The sequence below is a fragment of the Streptomyces tritici genome (assembly GCF_048500665.1).
GTDB lineage: Bacteria > Actinomycetota > Actinomycetes > Streptomycetales > Streptomycetaceae > Streptomyces > Streptomyces tritici.
Genome location: NZ_CP183183.1, coordinates 3,643,926 through 3,662,130 on the forward strand (window position 1 = coordinate 3,643,926; position 18,205 = coordinate 3,662,130).

Annotated in this window: 19 protein-coding genes; 11 read left to right on the forward strand and 8 right to left on the reverse strand. The window is 71.0% G+C overall.

The window, feature by feature from the left end:
- Positions 1-66: 66 nt before the first annotated feature.
- Positions 67-2,325: a (Fe-S)-binding protein gene (locus ACNJ93_RS16910; RefSeq protein ID WP_418958231.1), complete on the reverse strand. Its 2,259-nt coding sequence runs from the start codon at positions 2,323-2,325 to the stop codon at positions 67-69.
- Between the two features lie 130 nt (positions 2,326-2,455).
- Positions 2,456-2,953, reverse strand: coding sequence for a sugar transferase (locus ACNJ93_RS16915; RefSeq protein WP_418958232.1), 498 nt, complete (start codon positions 2,951-2,953; stop codon positions 2,456-2,458).
- 273 nt (positions 2,954-3,226) lie between these two features.
- On the opposite strand from ACNJ93_RS16915, the gene dnaK reads away from it, so the two are divergent.
- The 4 genes from dnaK to ACNJ93_RS16935 are packed head-to-tail and all read left to right on the forward strand — an operon-like array spanning position 3,227 to position 7,372.
- A complete protein-coding gene (dnaK, locus tag ACNJ93_RS16920) occupies positions 3,227-5,059 on the forward strand; it encodes a molecular chaperone DnaK (protein WP_418958233.1) in 1,833 nt (610 codons plus the stop codon).
- Positions 5,059-5,712 (forward strand): nucleotide exchange factor GrpE, encoded by a 654-nt coding sequence (gene grpE, locus ACNJ93_RS16925; RefSeq protein WP_418958234.1) that lies wholly within the window; start codon positions 5,059-5,061, stop codon positions 5,710-5,712. The genes dnaK and grpE overlap by 1 nt, the downstream gene beginning before the upstream one ends.
- Before the next feature lie 30 nt (positions 5,713-5,742).
- Positions 5,743-6,915, forward strand: a complete 1,173-nt coding sequence (dnaJ, locus tag ACNJ93_RS16930; protein WP_418958235.1) for a molecular chaperone DnaJ — start codon at positions 5,743-5,745, stop codon at positions 6,913-6,915.
- A gap of 4 nt (positions 6,916-6,919) precedes the next feature.
- Entirely contained in the window at positions 6,920-7,372 is a 453-nt protein-coding gene (locus ACNJ93_RS16935) for a heat shock protein transcriptional repressor HspR (protein ID WP_418958236.1), read from the forward strand.
- Positions 7,373-7,436: 64 nt separating this feature from the next.
- Here the strand turns inward: ACNJ93_RS16935 and ACNJ93_RS16940 are convergent, their stop codons facing one another.
- Both ACNJ93_RS16940 and ACNJ93_RS16945 read right to left on the reverse strand, forming a co-directional pair.
- Positions 7,437-7,913 (reverse strand): hypothetical protein, encoded by a 477-nt coding sequence (locus ACNJ93_RS16940; RefSeq protein ID WP_418958237.1) that lies wholly within the window; start codon positions 7,911-7,913, stop codon positions 7,437-7,439.
- Positions 7,910-8,893, reverse strand: a complete 984-nt coding sequence (locus ACNJ93_RS16945) for a helix-turn-helix transcriptional regulator (RefSeq protein WP_418958238.1) — start codon at positions 8,891-8,893, stop codon at positions 7,910-7,912. Before ACNJ93_RS16945 ends, ACNJ93_RS16940 begins: the two co-directional genes overlap by 4 nt.
- A gap of 128 nt (positions 8,894-9,021) precedes the next feature.
- Here ACNJ93_RS16945 and ACNJ93_RS16950 point away from each other — a divergent pair, with 128 nt between their 5' ends.
- Both ACNJ93_RS16950 and ACNJ93_RS16955 read left to right on the forward strand, forming a co-directional pair.
- On the forward strand, positions 9,022-9,336 hold the full coding sequence (locus tag ACNJ93_RS16950) for a hypothetical protein (protein ID WP_418958239.1): 315 nt from the start codon (positions 9,022-9,024) through the stop codon (positions 9,334-9,336).
- A complete protein-coding gene (locus ACNJ93_RS16955; protein ID WP_331916590.1) occupies positions 9,333-9,653 on the forward strand; it encodes a (2Fe-2S)-binding protein in 321 nt (106 codons plus the stop codon). The genes ACNJ93_RS16950 and ACNJ93_RS16955 overlap by 4 nt, the downstream gene beginning before the upstream one ends.
- A gap of 121 nt (positions 9,654-9,774) precedes the next feature.
- Here the strand turns inward: ACNJ93_RS16955 and ACNJ93_RS16960 are convergent, their stop codons facing one another.
- Entirely contained in the window at positions 9,775-10,188 is a 414-nt protein-coding gene (locus ACNJ93_RS16960; protein WP_418958240.1) for a pyridoxamine 5'-phosphate oxidase family protein, read from the reverse strand.
- Between the two features lie 140 nt (positions 10,189-10,328).
- On the opposite strand from ACNJ93_RS16960, the gene clpB reads away from it, so the two are divergent.
- A complete protein-coding gene (clpB, locus tag ACNJ93_RS16965; RefSeq protein ID WP_418958241.1) occupies positions 10,329-12,920 on the forward strand; it encodes an ATP-dependent chaperone ClpB in 2,592 nt (863 codons plus the stop codon).
- Positions 12,921-13,022: 102 nt separating this feature from the next.
- Here the strand turns inward: clpB and ACNJ93_RS16970 are convergent, their stop codons facing one another.
- Entirely contained in the window at positions 13,023-13,484 is a 462-nt protein-coding gene (locus ACNJ93_RS16970) for a hypothetical protein (protein ID WP_418958242.1), read from the reverse strand.
- A 117-nt stretch (positions 13,485-13,601) separates the two neighbouring features.
- On the opposite strand from ACNJ93_RS16970, the gene ACNJ93_RS16975 reads away from it, so the two are divergent.
- Positions 13,602-14,150 carry a YbjN domain-containing protein gene (locus ACNJ93_RS16975; protein ID WP_418958243.1) on the forward strand — a complete coding sequence of 183 codons (549 nt, stop codon included), beginning with the start codon at positions 13,602-13,604 and terminating at the stop codon, positions 14,148-14,150.
- Between the two features lie 31 nt (positions 14,151-14,181).
- Here ACNJ93_RS16975 and ACNJ93_RS16980 read toward each other — a convergent pair whose 3' ends face one another.
- Positions 14,182-15,318: a hypothetical protein gene (locus tag ACNJ93_RS16980; protein WP_418961436.1), complete on the reverse strand. Its 1,137-nt coding sequence runs from the start codon at positions 15,316-15,318 to the stop codon at positions 14,182-14,184.
- 156 nt (positions 15,319-15,474) lie between these two features.
- Positions 15,475-16,653 (reverse strand): pyridoxal phosphate-dependent aminotransferase, encoded by a 1,179-nt coding sequence (locus ACNJ93_RS16985; protein WP_418958244.1) that lies wholly within the window; start codon positions 16,651-16,653, stop codon positions 15,475-15,477.
- A gap of 133 nt (positions 16,654-16,786) precedes the next feature.
- Between ACNJ93_RS16985 and ACNJ93_RS16990 the strand changes: the two genes are divergently transcribed.
- From ACNJ93_RS16990 to ACNJ93_RS17000, 3 genes are all read left to right on the forward strand, one after another.
- Entirely contained in the window at positions 16,787-17,104 is a 318-nt protein-coding gene (locus ACNJ93_RS16990; RefSeq protein ID WP_418958245.1) for a hypothetical protein, read from the forward strand.
- Positions 17,089-17,292 carry a hypothetical protein gene (locus ACNJ93_RS16995; RefSeq protein ID WP_418958246.1) on the forward strand — a complete coding sequence of 68 codons (204 nt, stop codon included), beginning with the start codon at positions 17,089-17,091 and terminating at the stop codon, positions 17,290-17,292. Before ACNJ93_RS16990 ends, ACNJ93_RS16995 begins: the two co-directional genes overlap by 16 nt.
- A gap of 358 nt (positions 17,293-17,650) precedes the next feature.
- Positions 17,651-18,169, forward strand: coding sequence for a DUF2617 family protein (locus tag ACNJ93_RS17000; RefSeq protein ID WP_418958247.1), 519 nt, complete (start codon positions 17,651-17,653; stop codon positions 18,167-18,169).
- The last annotated feature ends 36 nt before the right edge of the window (positions 18,170-18,205 follow it).

The window sequence follows — 18,205 nt, forward strand, 5'->3', positions numbered from 1 at the left end:
GGGGACGCCGAAGGGGCCGGCCCCCTCCTCGGGGGCGGCCCCTTCCACGTACCGCGTCCTGCTGTCCTACTGCGCGGGCTCCGGCTCGGCCTCGGCCTCCGCCGGCAGCTCCTCGACCGGCTTCTTCACCGACTCCAGCAGCAGCTGGGCGACGTCCACGACCTGGACGCTCTCCTTGGCCTTGCCGTCGTTCTTCTTGCCGTTCACGGAGTCCGTGAGCATGACGAGGCAGAACGGGCAGGCGGTGGAGACGATGTCCGGGTTGAGGGACAGCGCCTCGTCGACGCGCTCGTTGTTGATGCGCTTGCCGATGCGCTCCTCCATCCACATCCGCGCGCCGCCGGCGCCGCAGCAGAAGCCGCGCTCCTTGTGGCGGTGCATCTCCTGCTGGCGCAGGCCGGGGACGGCGGACATGATCTCGCGCGGCGGCGTGTAGACCTTGTTGTGCCGGCCCAGGTAGCACGGGTCGTGGTAGGTGATCAGGCCGTCGACCGGGGTCACCGGCAGCAGGCGGCCCTCGTCGATGAGGTGCTGCAGCAGCTGGGTGTGGTGGATGACCTCGTACTCGCCGCCGAGCTGCGGGTACTCGTTCGCGATGGTGTTGAAGCAGTGCGGGCAGGTCGTGACGATCTTCTTCGCCGACTTCGGCTTCTTCGTCGCCTCGTCCTCGTCGTCCTCGCCGAACGCCATGTTCAGCATCGCGACGTTCTCCTGGCCGAGCTGCTGGAACAGCGGCTCGTTGCCCAGGCGGCGCGGGGAGTCACCCGTGCACTTCTCCTCGCCGCCCATGATCGCGAACTTGACGTCCGCCATGTGCAGCAGCTCCGCGAAGGCCTTGGTGGTCTTCTTGGCGCGGTCCTCCAGGGCGCCGGCGCAGCCGACCCAGTACAGGTAGTCGAACTCCGACAGGTCCTCGACGTCCTTGCCGACGATCGGGACCTCGAAGTCGACCTCCTTGGTCCACTCGACCCGCTGCTTCTTGGCCAGGCCCCAGGGGTTGCCCTTCTTCTCCAGGTTCTTGAGCATCGTGCCCGCCTCGGACGGGAACGCGGACTCGATCATCACCTGGTAGCGGCGCATGTCGACGATGTGGTCGATGTGCTCGATGTCGACCGGGCACTGCTCGACGCAGGCGCCGCAGGTGGTGCAGGACCACAGCACGTCCGGGTCGATGACGCCGTTCTCCTCGGCGGTGCCGATCAGCGGGCGCTCGGCCTCGGCCAGCGCGGCCGCGGGCACGTCCTTGAGCTGCTCCTCGGTGGCCTTCTCCTCGCCCTCCATCGTCTTGCCGCCGCCCGCGAGCAGGTACGGCGCCTTGGCGTGCGCGTGGTCGCGCAGCGACATGATGAGGAGCTTCGGGGAGAGCGGCTTGCCCGTGTTCCAGGCGGGGCACTGCGACTGGCAGCGGCCGCACTCGGTGCAGGTGGAGAAGTCGAGGATGCCCTTCCAGGAGAACTGCTCGACCTGGGAGACGCCGAAGACCGCGTCGTCGGCCGGGTCCTCCCAGTCGATCTCCTTGCCGCCCGTGGTCATCGGCTGCAGCGGGCCGAGGGCGGTGGAGCCGTCGGCGTTGCGCTTGAACCAGATGTTCGGGAAGCCGAGGAAGCGGTGCCAGGCCACACCCATGTTGGTGTTGAGCGAGACCGTGATCATCCAGGTGAAGGAGGTGACGATCTTCAGCGCCGCGAAGAAGTACGTGAGGTTCTGCAGCGTGCTCACGTCCGCGCCGTCGAGCAGCGCGATCACCGGGTACGAGGCGAAGAAGCCCGGCTCCCAGCCGTCCACGTGGTGCAGGGCGCCCTCGAGCGCGCGCAGCATCATGATGCAGACGCCGACGATGAGGATGACGCCCTCGACGAAGTACGCCTGGCCCGTCTTGGAACCCGCGAAGCGGGACTTGCGGCCCGCCTTGGTCGGCTTGCTGAGCTGGCGGATCACGATGAGCGTGACGATGCCGAGCACGGTCATCAGGCCGAGGAACTCGGTGAAGATCTCGTACGGCAGCCAGTCGCCGATGATCGGGATCAGCCAGTCGGCCTGGAAGAGCTGGCCGAAGGCGTTGACGATCGTCAGCAGCAGGGCGAAGAAGCCGATGGCCACGAACCAGTGGGCGATGCCGACGATGCCCCAGCGGTTCATGCGGGTGTGGCCGAAGAACTCCTTGGCCAGGGTGATGGTGCGCTGCTTCGGGTCCCCGGTGCGCGTGCCGGCGGGCACGGGCTGGCCGAGCCGTACGAAGCGGTAGATCTGCGCGATGGCGCGGCCGAACAGCGCGACGGCCACCACCGTGATGGCGATCGACACGATGATCGCGGCGAGTTGCATGACGGGCTCCTCGGGCGGGCCTGCGAGGCGGAGGCTGTAGAACGTACTAAGCGGTAACTTATTGAGGTCCGTTTGAGGGTACCCAGATATTCCGCCCTGCTGTAGTTGAGCCGGCGGTGATCTGTGTCGCTCAGGCGACCCTTGCCCAGGCTCGAATCGTACGTCCCAGGATCGCCAGATCCATGCCCAGCCAGTGGTGGTCCACATAGTGGAGATCCAGCAGGGTCATCTCCTCCCAGGGCAGTTCCGAGCGGCCGCTGACCTGCCACAGCCCGGTCAGCCCGGGCCGGACCGCCAGCCGCCGGACGCCGTCGCCCCGGCACTCCTCGTCGTCCGGCGCCAGGGGCACGGGTCCGACGAACGACATCTCGCCGCGCACCACGTGCAGCAGCTGCGGCAGCCGGGTGACCAGCCGGCCGCCCCGCCGGAAGCTCAGCAGCTCGTACGGGCGTCCGCCGAGCCCCGCCCGCACCTCGCGGCGCAGCACCCCGCCGGGAGGCTCCAGGGGGCCGAGCGCGCCGAGCGCGAGCGCCGCCGCGACGGCGAGCAGGACGGGGGAGAGCAGGGCCAGCAGGATCAGGGCGGCGGTGAGGTCGAGTGCGCGCTTGGCGTCCGGGCCCTTCGCCATGCCCTTACCTCCGCTTCATGCCGGTTCATGGGATCCTGCGAGAGAGCCGTCGCGGTCCTTCTCGGTATATGTCCGGCTTTGGGGCGTCGAATGCCCCGACTCTCTCACGGCCGGCCGCAGATTCCCCGGCCGCCACACCGCTCCCCGAGCCTTCCTGAGCCGCCTGCCCGATGAAGAGTTGAGTCGCCCCCGCTCAGGTCTGTTGACTCGATGGGACGGGTGGTGCATCCTTGAGTCAGTTCCACTCAAGTCAGGTCAGCTGGAGGAATCGAAATGGCACGTGCGGTCGGCATCGACCTGGGCACGACTAACTCCGTCGTCAGCGTTCTGGAAGGCGGCGAGCCCACCGTCATCACCAACGCCGAGGGCGCCAGGACCACGCCGTCCGTCGTCGCCTTCGCGAAGAACGGCGAGGTGCTCGTCGGCGAGGTCGCCAAGCGTCAGGCGGTCACCAACGTCGACCGGACCATCCGGTCCGTGAAGCGCCACATGGGCACCGACTGGAAGATCGAGCTCGACGGGAAGAACTTCAACCCGCAGCAGATCTCCGCCTTCATCCTCCAGAAGCTGAAGCGCGACGCCGAGGCGTACCTGGGCGAGAAGGTGACCGACGCGGTCATCACCGTCCCCGCGTACTTCAACGACTCCGAGCGCCAGGCCACCAAGGAGGCCGGTGAGATCGCGGGCCTCAACGTCCTGCGCATCGTCAACGAGCCGACCGCGGCCGCCCTGGCCTACGGCCTCGACAAGGACGACCAGACGATCCTCGTCTTCGACCTCGGTGGCGGCACCTTCGACGTGTCCCTCCTGGAGATCGGCGACGGCGTCGTCGAGGTGAAGGCCACCAACGGTGACAACCACCTCGGTGGTGACGACTGGGACCAGCGCGTCGTCGACTACCTGGTGAAGCAGTTCGCCAACGGCCACGGCGTCGACCTGTCCAAGGACAAGATGGCGCTGCAGCGTCTGCGCGAGGCCGCCGAGAAGGCGAAGATCGAGCTGTCCTCCTCCACGGAGACCACGATCAACCTGCCGTACATCACGGCGTCCGCCGAGGGCCCGCTGCACCTGGACGAGAAGCTCACCCGCGCCCAGTTCCAGCAGCTGACCGCGGACCTGCTCGAGCGCTGCAAGGTGCCGTTCCACAACGTCATCAAGGACGCGGGCATCCAGCTCTCCGAGATCGACCACGTCGTTCTCGTCGGCGGCTCCACCCGTATGCCGGCCGTCGCCGAGCTCGTCAAGGAGCTGACCGGCGGCAAGGAGGCCAACAAGGGTGTGAACCCGGACGAGGTCGTCGCCATCGGCGCCTCGCTCCAGGCCGGTGTCCTCAAGGGTGAGGTCAAGGACGTCCTGCTCCTCGACGTGACCCCGCTGTCCCTCGGCATCGAGACCAAGGGCGGCATCATGACCAAGCTCATCGAGCGCAACACCACGATCCCGACCAAGCGGTCCGAGATCTTCACCACGGCCGAGGACAACCAGCCGTCCGTGCAGATCCAGGTCTACCAGGGCGAGCGCGAGATCGCGGCGTACAACAAGAAGCTCGGCATGTTCGAGCTGACCGGCCTTCCGCCGGCCCCGCGCGGCGTCCCGCAGATCGAGGTCTCCTTCGACATCGACGCCAACGGCATCATGCACGTGACCGCGAAGGACCTGGGCACGGGCAAGGAGCAGAAGATGACCGTCACCGGCGGCTCCTCGCTGCCGAAGGACGAGGTCGACCGCATGCGCGAGGAGGCCGAGCGCTACGCGGACGAGGACCACAAGCGCCGCGAGGCCGCCGAGACCCGCAACCAGGGCGAGCAGCTCGTCTACCAGACCGAGAAGTTCCTCAAGGACAACGAGGACAAGGTCCCGGGCGACGTCAAGACCGAGGTCGAGACGGCGGTGGCCGAGCTCAAGGAGAAGCTGAAGGGCGAGGACACCGCGGAGATCCGCACCGCCACCGAGAAGGTCGCGGCCGTCTCCCAGAAGCTCGGCCAGGCCCTGTACGCCGACGCGCAGGCCGCCGGCGCCGCGGGCGCCGAGGCCCCGAAGGCCGACGACGACGTGGTGGACGCCGAGATCGTCGACGACGAGAAGCCGAAGGGCGGCGCTGCCTGATGACGGAGGAGACCCCGGGCTTCGAGGAGAAGCCCGACGTCCCCTCCGGCGCCGGCCCTGACGACGCCGCCGAGGCCGCCGAGTCCCCCTCCACGGAGGAGGGTTCGGCGCCCCGGGCCGGGGACGCGAACAAGACCGCCGGTCTGACGGCCGAGCTGGACCAGGTCCGCACCGCGCTCAACGAGCGCACCCAGGACCTCCAGCGGCTCCAGGCCGAGTACCAGAACTACCGCCGCCGGGTGGAGCGCGACCGGATCACCGTCAAGGAGATCGCCGTCGCGGGCCTCCTGTCGGACCTCCTGCCGGTGCTCGACGACATCGGCCGGGCCCGGGACCACGGCGAGCTCGTGGGCGGGTTCAAGTCGGTGGCCGAATCGCTGGAGACGGTCGTCGCCAAGATGGGCCTGCAGCAGTTCGGCAAGGAGGGCGAGCCCTTCGACCCGACGATCCACGAGGCCCTGATGCACTCGTACGCGCCGGACGTCACCGAGACGACCTGCGTGGCGATCCTGCAGCCCGGGTATCGCATCGGCGAGCGGACCATCCGGCCCGCGCGCGTCGCGGTGGCGGAGCCCCAGCCGGGGGCGGCGCCGGCCGCGAAGGACGAGAAGAAGCAGGCCGACGAGGAGAGCGGTGGCCCCCAGGAGGGCTGACGCGAGGATCGTCCGAGAGGAGGGACGCCGGTGAGCACGAAGGACTTCGTCGAGAAGGACTACTACAAGGTTCTCGGCGTCCCCAAGGACGCCACCGACGCCGAGATCAAGAAGGCGTACCGGAAGCTCGCCCGCGAGAACCACCCGGACGCCAACAAGGGGGACGCCAAGGCGGAGGAGCGCTTCAAGGAGATCTCCGAGGCGAACGACGTCCTCGGCGACCCCAAGAAGCGCAAGGAGTACGACGACGCCCGCGCCCTGTTCGGCAACGGCGGCTTCCGCGCCGGCGGCCCCGGCGGCTCCTTCAACTTCGACCTGGGCGACCTCTTCGGAGGCGGCGCCCAGGGCGGGGCCGGCGGCTTCGGCGGCGGTGGCCTCGGGGACGTCTTCGGCGGCCTGTTCAACCGCGGCGCGGGCGGCGCGGGCACGCGCACCCAGCCGCGGCGCGGGCAGGACGTCGAGTCCGAGGTGACGCTCAGCTTCACCGAGGCGGTCGACGGGGCCACGGTCCCGCTGCGGATGTCCAGCCAGCAGCCCTGCAAGGCCTGCTCCGGCACCGGCGACAAGAACGGCACGCCGCGGGTGTGCCCGACCTGCGTCGGCACCGGCCAGGTCTCGCGCGGCTCGGGCGGCGGTTTCTCGCTCACCGACCCGTGCGTGGACTGCAAGGGCCGCGGCCTGATCGCGGAGCACCCCTGCGAGGTCTGCCACGGCAGCGGCCGGGCCAAGTCGTCCCGGACGATGCAGGTCCGGATCCCCGCGGGTGTCTTTGACGGCCAGCGGATCCGGCTGCGCGGCAAGGGCGCGCCGGGCGAGCGCGGCGGACCGAGCGGCGACCTGTACGTCGTCGTGCACGTCGACGCCCACCCGGTGTTCGGCCGCAAGGACGACAACCTGACCGTGACCGTCCCCGTCAGCTTCGACGAGGCGGCGCTCGGCGGCGAGATCAAGGTCCCGACGCTGGGCGGTCCCCCGGTCACCCTGAAGCTGCCGGCGGGCACGCCCAACGGCCGGACGATGCGGGCCCGCGGCAAGGGCGCGGTCCGCAAGGACGGCACGCGCGGCGACCTGCTGGTGACCGTGGAGGTCCAGGTCCCGAAGGACCTGACCGACAAGGCGCGCGAGGCCCTGGAGACGTACCGCGAGGCGACCGCGGACGTGGACCCGCGGGCAGAGCTGTTCCAGGCCGCGAAGGGAGCATGAGGACATGGAGAGCCGTCCGGGACGGAGCCGTAACCCGTACGAACTGACCGACGAGACGCCGGTGTACGTCATCTCGGTGGCGGCCCAGCTCTCCGGCCTGCACCCGCAGACCCTGCGGCAGTACGACCGGCTCGGCCTGGTCTCTCCGGACCGCACGGCCGGCCGGGGCCGGCGCTACTCGGCCCGCGACATCGAACTGCTCCGCCAGGTGCAGCAGTTGTCGCAGGACGAGGGCATCAACCTGGCCGGCATCAAGCGCATCATCGAGCTGGAGAACCAGGTCGCGGCGCTGCAGGCGCGGGTCGCCGAGCTGCAGTCCGCGGTCGAGGGCGCGGCGGCGACGCTGCGCCAGCGCGAGGCCCAGGTGCACGCCTCGTACCGGCGCGACCTGGTCCCGTACCAGGACGTCCAGCAGACGAGCGCGCTCGTGGTCTGGCGCCCGAAGCGCCCGGAGTAGCTCCTCCTGTCCGTCAGAAGGCCCCCTCGGCCGTCCGAGGGGGCCTTCTGACGTCCGCGGCCGGTCAGGGGATGAGCTCGGCGAGCATCTGGGCCAGGATCTCCCACCAGGGCGCGGCGCCGGTGCCGAAGGCGGCGGCGAGGGCCGTGCCGATCGCGAGGTCCGCCGGACCGGGCTCCGTGTCCCACTCGGCGCCGACGCGGCCGTCCCCCGTGCAGTCGAGCCGCCCGAGGACCCGGCCGTCGCGGCTGAGCCGGCTCTCGGCGTACGAGCAGGGCACGAGCCGGTACGCGACGCCGTCCACGACCGCGTCGACGCGGAAGGACCGGCGGGACAACCGCCCCTTGGCGGGCCGGAGTTCCGCCTCCCGGCCGTCGACGGTGAGCCGGAGCCGGGCGGGGTCGCGGGTGCCGACGGGAATCGCGTCGTCGGTCTCGCCCTCGCCCGTGCGCGTGACGACGACCTCGGGCAGCCCCTCGCCGCCGACGCGTACGAGACCGGCGGCGGTGTCGAGGTCTACGCGCGGTGAAAGTACGGTCACTGGTCCTGCTCCAGAATGCCCGACTGGGCGATGAGGTAGCCGAGTTGGGCCCGGCTGCCGCTGCCGAGCGCGGAGGCGAGCTTGGCGATGTGCGCCCGGCAGGTCCGCACGTTCATCCCGAGCCGCCGCGCGATGGCCTCGTCGACGTGTCCCTCGACGAGCAGCTTGGCGATGGAGCGCTGGACGCCGCCCACGCCGTCCACGGCGGGGCTGTACGGCACTTCGTCCTCCCAGGGCACCCCGTGGAGCCAGAACTGGTCGAAGACGCCCACCAGGTACTGCACGAGGCCCTCGTGGCGCAGTTCGAGCGCCACCCGGCGGTCGCGCCGGGCGGGGATGAAGGCGACCCGGCGGTCGACGATGATCAGCCGGTCGATGATCTCCTCGAGGGTGCGCACCTCGAGCCCGTACGGGCCGATGCGCTCGACGTACCCCATCGTGGCGGAGTGGTGCCGGGCCGTGTGCTGGTACAACGTCCGCATGCGGATGCCGCGTTCGAGCAGCGGCTCCACGCGGCGCAGGCCCGCCTGCACCACCTCGGGCTTGCGGCCGCTGCCCGGCTGGATGGTGAGCAGCTCCTCGGTGCACTCGTTGATGACGCGGTCGAGCGTGGCGTTGATGAGACTGAGGCCCTCGATGACGGTGATCGCCTGCGTGCCCGCCGGATCGGGGGCGTTGATCGTCATGAATGGCTCGAACGTGTCCGCGAGCGTGATGGCCAGCTGCCGGCGCTGCTGGATCTCCTGCTCGATCGGGTGGATCAGCTTGTTCAGGGCGATCGACGGCGGCACCGGGCGCAGCCACGTGGGCTCGTCGGGATCCGGGTGCAGCAGGGCCAGTTCGAGCAGGCACGGGGTCGATTCCACGTCGGCGCGGGCGATGCGCCCGTTCTTCAACGCGGCGGCATAGAGACGCTTTCCGTCGTCGCACAGCTCGCCAGGACCGTGCCCGTCGCCCGATTCGATCTGATTAGGCTCCATTTGCACCCCCCTCAGGGTCCTGAATTACAGGAACATGATGCCTGGCCCTGCTGGTGGAAGGGTTCGGAGTGAGCCATCGTCTTAATCGCGGGGGAGGAGGTTGTGATCAAAAGAGGTGGAGATCGGCCATGACCAGGATGGTTCGAGCACTTGGTGCCATAGCTTTTGCCGCGGCGGCTGCTCTCGGCGTCTTCGCCGCGAACGGTGAGCCGACGTGGGACACGCCGCCCGCGGGCGACGTCGTCGCCGCTCCGGGCGAGCCGACGTGGGACTTCGCTCCGACGGCCGAGCGCGAGCCCACGTGGGACATGGCGCCGCTGGGCGAGCCGACGTGGGACTTCGCTTCGGCCGTCGTGAACGGTGAGCCGACGTGGGACTCGACGCCGGCCACCGCGGACGGCGAGCCGACGTGGGACTCCGCTCCGGCAGGTTCGGGCGCATGACCGTGCCGCCGGACGACCGGGTCTTCCGACGGGAGATGGCCTCGGCCTACCGCTCGGGGTGGCATTTCATCGACCTCGTCACGGCCATCCCCCACCGTGGCGATTCGTTGATGGTCACCCTCTTCGGAGAACCGATCGTCGTCGCTCGCGAACAGGACGAGGACGTCCGCGCGTACCGCTGTCTGCGGCGGCCCCGCGGCGCTCCGCAGCCCGTCCGCTGTGCCATTCGGTACGGCATGATTTTCGTCAACCTCGACCAGCGCGACCACCAGCTGGTCGAACCGGAGACCATCACCGCCACCCCCCGCAGTGCCTGAGCGGTTCCCCCGTCGTTCCAGATCGCTCAGGTGCTTCCCCCACACAGCGGCGCCATCGTGGACCTGAAACACGATGGCGCCGCTGTGCTTTTCCCGTCCCGCGATCCCTGGGGTGTCCCCCTTAGGCCCGGCCCATCGCGCGGGTCAGCGCGATCTCGATGACCACGCGGTCCGGGTTCGGCGCCGGCGTCCGCCCGTACCGCTCCGCGTAGCGCGCCACCGCGTCCGCGACGACGTCCGCCTCCGTGCGGATCCGCGCCACGCCCTCCAGCGTCGCCCAGCGGCCCTTGTCCACCTGGCACACCGCCACGCGCGCGCCCTCCGGGCCCGCCGCCAGGACGTTGGCGACCTTGTGACTGTGCTTGTTCGTGATCACACGCGCGATGCCCCGCTCGCCGCCCTCGGGGTCGTACGTGACGCCCACCGCCACCACGTGCGGCGTGCCGTCCGGCCGCGGGGTGGTCAGGGTGGACATGTGGTACTCGCGCCAGAAGCCGAGATACGAGTCGCCGGGGTTGCTCGGGTCAATCGCCATGCCCGGAAGCTACCCGCCGCACCGCCCCCTCCGACACCTTGAGCGGAATGGACTCAACTTTGTGTATGTTGGATGAGTCAGAGAAGTCATAGCAGTCTGAGCCGGGCGCCGGCCCGCACCCCGAGGAGGAGACGACGTACGTGGACGCCGAACTGACCAACAAGAGCCGGGACGCGCTGAACGCGGCCACCAGCCGCGCCGTGTCCCAGGGGCACCCGGACCTGACCCCCGCGCACCTGCTCCTCGCGCTGCTCGCCGGTCAGGACAACGAGAACATCACCGATCTGCTCGCCGCCGTCGAGGCCGACCAGGCCGCCGTGCGCTCCGGCGCGGAGCGGCTGCTCGCCGCGCTGCCGAGCGTCACCGGGTCCACGGTCGCCCCGCCGCAGCCCGACCGCGAGCTGCTCGCCGTGGTCGCGGACGCCACCGAGCGCGCGCGCAGGCTCGGCGACGAGTACGTGTCCACGGAGCACCTGCTCATGGGCGTCGCCGCCAAGGGCGGCAAGGCCGGCCGGCTGCTCGACCAGCAGGGCGCCGGCGCCCGCCGCCTCCAGGAGGCCTTCGAGAAGTCCCGGGGCGCCCGCCGCGTCACGAACGCCGACCCCGAGGGCTCGTACAAGGCCCTGGAGAAGTTCGGCACCGACTTCACCGCGGCCGCCCGCGAGGGCCGGCTCGACCCCGTCATCGGCCGCGACCACGAGATCCGGCGCGTCGTGCAGGTGCTCTCCCGCCGCACCAAGAACAACCCGGTCCTCATCGGCGAGCCCGGCGTCGGCAAGACCGCCGTCGTCGAGGGCCTGGCCCAGCGCATCGTCAAGGGCGACGTCCCCGAGTCCCTGAAGGACAAGCGGCTGGTCGCCCTGGACCTCGGCGCGATGGTCGCCGGCGCGAAGTACCGCGGCGAGTTCGAGGAGCGGCTGAAGACCGTCCTCGCCGAGATCAAGTCCAGCGACGGCCAGATCATCACCTTCATCGACGAACTGCACACCGTCGTCGGCGCGGGCGCCGGCGGCGACTCCGCCATGGACGCCGGCAACATGCTCAAGCCGATGCTGGCCCGCGGCGAACTGCGCATGGTCGGCGCGACGACCCTCGACGAGTACCGCGAGCGGATCGAGAAGGACCCCGCCCTGGAGCGCCGCTTCCAGCAGGTCCTGGTCGCCGAGCCGACCGTCGAGGACACCATCGCGATCCTGCGCGGCCTCAAGGGCCGGTACGAGGCCCACCACAAGGTCCAGATCAACGACTCCGCGCTGGTCGCCGCCGCCACCCTGTCCGACCGGTACATCACCTCCCGCTTCCTGCCGGACAAGGCCATCGACCTCGTCGACGAGGCCGCCTCGCGGCTCCGCATGGAGATCGACTCCTCGCCCGTCGAGATCGATGAGCTCCAGCGCACCGTCGACCGGCTGAAGATGGAGGAGCTCGCGCTCTCCAAGGAGACCGACGAGGCGAGCAAGCAGCGCCTGGACAAGCTCCGCCGCGACCTCGCCGACCGCGAGGAGGAGCTGCGCGGACTGACCGCCCGCTGGGAGAAGGAGAAGCAGTCCCTCAACCGGCTCGGCGAGCTGAAGGAGCAGCTCGACGGGTTGCGCGGCCGCGCCGAGCGCGCCCAGCGCGACGGCGACTTCGACACCGCCTCCAAGCTGCTGTACGGGGAGATCCCCGCGCTGGAGCGCGAGCTGGAGGCCGCGAGCGAGGCCGAGGCCCAGCAGGAGGCGTCGAAGAACACGATGGTGAAGGAGGAGGTCGGCCCGGACGACATCGCGGACGTGGTCGGCGCCTGGACCGGCATCCCCGCCGGCCGGCTCCTGGAGGGCGAGACGCAGAAGCTGCTGCGGATGGAGGACGAGCTCGGCAAGCGGCTCATCGGCCAGACCGAGGCCGTCCGCGCCGTCTCCGACGCCGTGCGCCGCACCCGCGCCGGGATCGCCGACCCGGACCGGCCGACCGGCTCGTTCCTCTTCCTCGGCCCGACCGGCGTCGGCAAGACCGAGCTGGCGAAGGCGCTCGCGGACTTCCTCTTCGACGACGAGCGGGCGATGGTCCGCATCGACATGTCGGAGTACTCCGAGAAGCACTCCGTCGCCCGGCTCGTCGGCGCGCCCCCCGGCTACGTCGGCTACGAGGAGGGCGGCCAGCTCACCGAGGCGGTGCGCCGCAGGCCGTACAGCGTCGTGCTGCTGGACGAGGTGGAGAAGGCGCACCCGGAGGTCTTCGACATCCTGCTCCAGGTCCTCGACGACGGCCGGCTCACCGACGGCCAGGGCCGCACGGTCGACTTCCGCAACACGATCCTGATCCTGACGTCCAACCTGGGCAGCCAGTTCCTGATGGAGCCCCTGACCAGTGCGGAGGAGAAGAAGCAGCAGGTCCTGGAGGTGGTCCGGGCGAGCTTCAAGCCCGAGTTCCTCAACCGGCTGGACGACCTGGTGGTCTTCTCCGCGCTGGACAAGACCGAGCTGGGCCGGATCGCGCGGCTCCAGATCGACCGGCTCGCCAAGCGGCTCGCCGAGCGCCGGCTCACCCTCGACGTCACCCCGGCCGCCCTGGAGTGGCTGGCCGACGAGGGCAACGACCCGGCGTACGGAGCCCGGCCGCTGCGCCGTCTGATCCAGACGGCCATCGGCGACCGGCTCGCCAAGGAGATCCTCGCGGGCGAGGTCCGCGACGGCGACACGGTGCGGGTCGACCGCTTCGAGGACGGCCTGATCGTCGGCGCCGCGCAGTGACGGCGCGCTTCCCGGGGCCCGGCGGTGACGGGCCGGGTCCCGGGGCCGTACGGCTTTACGGCTGCGGCCCTACGGCTGTGCGGCTGACGGCTGTGCGGGCCCTCAGACCGTGAAGGCGCTGACGTCGACGAAGGCCGTGTCGGCGCCCTCCCACCGCACCCGGACGTTCACGGCGGCGGGCCCCGCCGGGTCCGGCGGCAGCTGCTCGCGCTCCACGGCGACGCACAGGTCGGCGTCGCCGGCGCAGAACTCGGTCCGCTGCTCGCCCGACGGCCAGGTGCCGGCCAGCCAGCCCGCGACCTCGTCGCGCGGCATCCGGAACTCCGCGCTCAGGTGGGTGTCGAGCCAGCTCGTCCCCGAGCAGCGCGCGCCCTCGGCGCTCTTCGGCAGGGTGGCCCCGGCCCAGGCCATGGCCTCGGCGCAGTCGACGGGCTGCGGCTCACCGGCCCGCTCGAACGAGGCCGCGGTCCACACGACGAAGCCGACGGGAAGCCCGCACAGCACGGTCGACACGCCGAGCGCGATCCAGAGCCGCCTGCGGCCGCGCCGCCGTGTCTCCCCCATGGCAGGAGATCATGTCAGCTCGCAGCGGATACGGCCGCCGATACGGCCCAGTGGGCTTGCCACCCCCCGCCCCGCATGGGAGAGGATGACCACATCCGTACGAAGGGAAATTCCTCGGTGAGCATCGACCCGTCCTCGATTCCGTCTTTCGGGGCCCAGCCCCAGCCTCAGGCCGCAGGACCGGCGGGCCCCGTCGTCCCCGACCAGGACCTGGTCAAGCAGCTCCTCGAACAGATGGAGCTGAAGTACGTCGTGGACGACGAGGGTGACCTCGCCGCCCCGTGGGAGGACTTCCGCACGTACTTCATGTTCCGCGGTGAGGGCGAGCAGCAGGTCTTCTCCGTGCGGACCTTCTACGACCGCCCCCACTCCGCCGACGACCGCGTCAAGGTCCTGGACGCGATCGACGACTGGAACCGCCGCACCCTGTGGCCCAAGATCTACACGCACCTGCACGAGGAGGAGGACGGCTCCGCCACCCTCCGGCTCATCGGCGAGGCGCAGATGCTGATCGGCACCGGCGTCTCCCTGGAGCACTTCGTGTCGTCCACGGTCAGCTGGGTCCGCGCGTCGATCGAGTTCGACAAGTGGCTGGTGGACCAGTTCGGCCTGGCGTCCCCGGAGGACAAGGACGGCGGCGAGCCGGGCGCGTCCGACGCCGAGTGACACCGGACGCGGCCGAGGCCCCGCCGGGCGCTCACAGCGCCATCTGGGCGAGCGTCAGCGCGTACGCCCCGTAGCAGAACGAGAGCCCGGCCAGGGCGACGGCGACCGTGATCGCCGCCCGTGGCCGGGCTCTCGTCAGTGCGGCCGCGAGCGGCAGCAGCAGCGGGAAGGCCGGCAGCAGGAAACGCGGCTTCGACTCGAAGAAGCCGGAGCCGCCGACGGTGATCAGCACCAGCACGCCGGTGTAGACGAGCACCGGCAGCGGGGGCCGCTGCCCGGGCTCGCCCAGCAGGAGCAGCGCGAACAGCAGCACCCCGGCCGCCGTGATCACCAGCGCCATCGCGAAGCCGAACTGGGTGGGCCGCAGCAGCATGTCCCGGACGACGCGCAGCGCGCCCCGGGCGAAGTCGAAGCGGGAGGTCCAGCCCTCCTGGACGGTGAAGTAGCCGCCGAGCAGGTCCTTCTGACGGACCCCCACCCACAGCACGTACGCCAGCCAGCCCGCCGGCGCGACGGCCGCGGCGGCCCACACCCGCGGCCGGGCCCGGCCCCGCCGCCGCCACACCTCCCAGGCGGCCGCCGCGAGCACCGCCGCCGCGACCGCGATCCCGCTCGGCCGGGACAGCCCGGCGAGCGCGGCGAGCGTGCCGGCCCAGAGCCAGCGACGGGTGAGCAGGGCGTACAGCGACCAGGCGGCCAGCGCCGTCATCAGCGGCTCGGTGTACGCCATGGACAGCACGATCGAGTGCGGCAGCAGGCCCCACAGCAGCACCAGCCAGGTCGCCGTGGTCCGCCCGGCGGTGCGCTCGGCGACCAGGTACACGCCCCAGGCCGCGGCGCCGGCCGCGGTCCAGGACACCAGCAGCCCGGCGGTGCCGCCGGTGACCGGCAGGACGGTGCAGACGGCGCGCAGCAGCCCCGGGTACAGCGGGAAGAACGCCAGGTCCGAGTGGACGGCCCCGCCCGGCAGGTGCAGCGTGCGGCCGTAGCCGTGGGCGGCGATCCCGGCGTACCACTCGGAGTCCAGGGAGGTGGCGAGCAGCGCGCGGGGGGACCGGTCGATGTGCCAGGCCCACAGGGCCAGCACCAGCATCCCCGTCAGCCGCGCCGCGGCGAACAGCCCGAGCGCGGGCACGGCCCGCCGCAGCGCCGCCCGCGGGCGCGGCAGCGCCCGGACGACGGCGCCCGCGGCCGTGGGGGCCGCGCGTTCGAGGGTTTCGGCGGACAGGGCGCACCTCCGGACACGCGAAACGAATCAATCGGGTCTATCCGACAAATCGGTCTACCCGACGATCCGTGAGGCACGGAGGGGGCGCGCCGAGGATCACCGCAGCCCGCGGAGCCGGCCCACCGCCTCCTCGAGCACGTCCGCCCTCTTGCAGAACGCGAAGCGGACGAACGGCGCCCCCTCCTCGCGGTGGTCGTAGAAGACCGCGTTCGGAATGGCGACCACCCCGCAGCGCTCCGGCAGCGCGCGGCAGAAGGCGAAGCCGTCGGTCTCGCCCAGGGGCCGGATGTCGGTGGTGACGAAGTACGTGCCGGCCGGCCGGTACACCGTGAACCCGGCCTGTTCGAGCCCGTCGCTCAGCAGGTCACGCTTGGCGCCCAGATCGGCCCGCAGCCCGTCGAAGTACGTCTCCGGCAGCCGCAGCGCCTCGGCGATGGCGTACTGGAAGGGCCCGGACGACACGTACGTGAGGAACTGCTTCGCCGACCGGACCGCGCTCGTCAGCTCCGGCGGGGCGGTGATCCAGCCGACCTTCCAGCCGGTGAAGGAGAAGGTCTTGCCGGCGGAGGAGATGGTGACGGTCCGCTCGCGCATGCCGGGGAGGGTGGCGATCGGCACGTGCGCGGCGCCGTCGAACACCAGGTGCTCGTACACCTCGTCCGTGACGACCAGCAGATCGCGCTCGACCGCGAGTTCCGCGATCGCGGTGAGCTCCTCGCGGGTGAGCACCGTGCCGGTCGGGTTGTGCGGGGTGTTGAGCAGGAGCAGCCGCGTGCGGTCGGTGACCGCGGCGCGCAGCTCGTCGAGGTCGAGCCGGTACGCCCCGTCGTGCGGGCGGAGGGTGACCGGGACGCGGGTCGCGCCGGCCATCGCGATGCAGGCGGCGTACGAGTCGTAGTACGGCTCCAGGGCCACCACCTCGTCGCCCGGTTCGAGCAGGGCGAGCAGCGTGGCGGCGATCGCCTCCGTCGCACCCGCGGTGACCAGGACCTCCGTGTCGGGGTCGAAGGACAGTCCGTACCGCTTCAGCTGGTGCTCGGCGACGGCCAGGCGCAGCTCGGGGACCCCGGGGCCGGGCGGGTACTGGTTGCCGCGCCCGTCCCGCAGCGCGCGCACCGCGGCCTCGCGCACCTCCTCGGGGCCGTCGGTGTCGGGGAAGCCCTGGCCCAGGTTGATCGACCCGGTCCGCACGGCGAGGGCGGACATCTCGGCGAAGATCGTCGTGCCGAACTCCGCGAGCCGGCGATTGAGCAGCGGTCGTGTCATGACGGTCATCCTGGGCCGAAGCTCTGGAGTTCCTCAAGAGCGCTTTGGCGTGAGCGCGGCGGGGGGATCTCCGCGGCATGACAGCAGTCCTCCTCTTCGTGGCCGCGCTGGCGGCCGTCCTCGCGACCGTCGTGTGGGTCCTGTGGCTCGGGCTGCGGAAGCCCTCGCTCGGGTCCGGGCCGGGGTCCGCCGGCAGCTGGTGGGCCGGGGCGTCGTCCTCCTCGTCGTCCTCCACCCGGTCCTCGTCCTACGGGGCCTCCTCGTCGTCGTGCTCGACGAGCTCCTCGTCCTGCTCGACCTCGTCGTGTTCGAGCTCGTCCTGCTCCTCCTCCTGCTCGTCGAGTTCCTCCTCCTGCAGCTGAAGCTCTGGAGTTGCTCAAGTCCTGTTGGGGCGCGAAGCGGCGGGGGCATCTCCCCCACACGCACAAGACGGGGGAGACCGACATGGAAGTACTGGTGATCGCGGTGGCGCTTCTGTTCGTCCTCGGGGGCCTCGCGTCCGCGGTCGGCAACCGGCGGCGCCGGCGGAGCGGCCGGCGGCGCAGCTGGTGGGACGGTGGGGGCGGCAGCTCCTGCGGCGGCGGGAGCTCGTGCGGCTCCTCGTCCTGCGGGGGCGGCGGCTGCGGGGGCGGCGGCGGAGGCGACTGACACGGGGCAGTCGGTCCGCCGCCGGCGGCACGGCCCCCGGCGGTCCCGCCGGCCCTGTGGCCGGTGGACTCAATGACCGCCGGGGGCCCTTCTGTTGGGCCAGATGCGTCCTTTCTTGTGGGATCCGGCGATCGGTTCTGATTGAACAATTGAACCCAGGGGCCCCCGAGGGGATGGAAACCACGCCAAGTTGGGCAAAAACGCTGCACGGTTACCGGACTTCATGGTTCCCTCGCTGTTGAGAACATCCAGCCCTCGGACCGTGTGTGGACCCGAGACGGCGATCCCCCACTCCCGTTGAATCCTTCTCCGGGGCGCCCCCGGCCCACCCGTCAAACCGTGTTTGCGGAGCCGACCCATGCTCAAAACCCTGAAGACCACCTATACCGACACGTGCGCGGCCGACCTGGCCTGGGCCCTGGGGCGCGAACCGCTGCCGGCCCTCGCCGTGCTCGATCTCGAACTGACCGGAGCGAAGCTCCAGTTGCGCCTCCTCGGCGCCTCCCACCAGGTGCTCCTGGAGGACGAGCAGGGCAACTGCTCCGAGACCGTCGCCTGTATGCCCGGCAGCAGCACACCCCTGCCGCTCGGCGTCTCCAAGCGGGTGGGGGAGTGGGAGTACGAGTTCGCCGCCCGCGTCGAGAACCTGTCGCAGGGCTCGTTCGCCGGCCGCGCCCAGGAGCTGCTCGCCCTGGTCGCCGACCACCCGAACGGCCTGGCCGGCATGTTCCCGGGCTCGCCGTACGCGTTCACCGCCATGCTGGCGCAGAAGCACGACGGCCAGGTGCGCTGGCGCACCTGGCACGCCTACCCGGAGGAAGGCCAGCTGGTGGTGACGCGCACCCGCATCGGCGCACGGACGCCCGCCGCCCTGTAGGGCGGGCCGCGGTGCCGGAGGGTCGCCCATTGCACT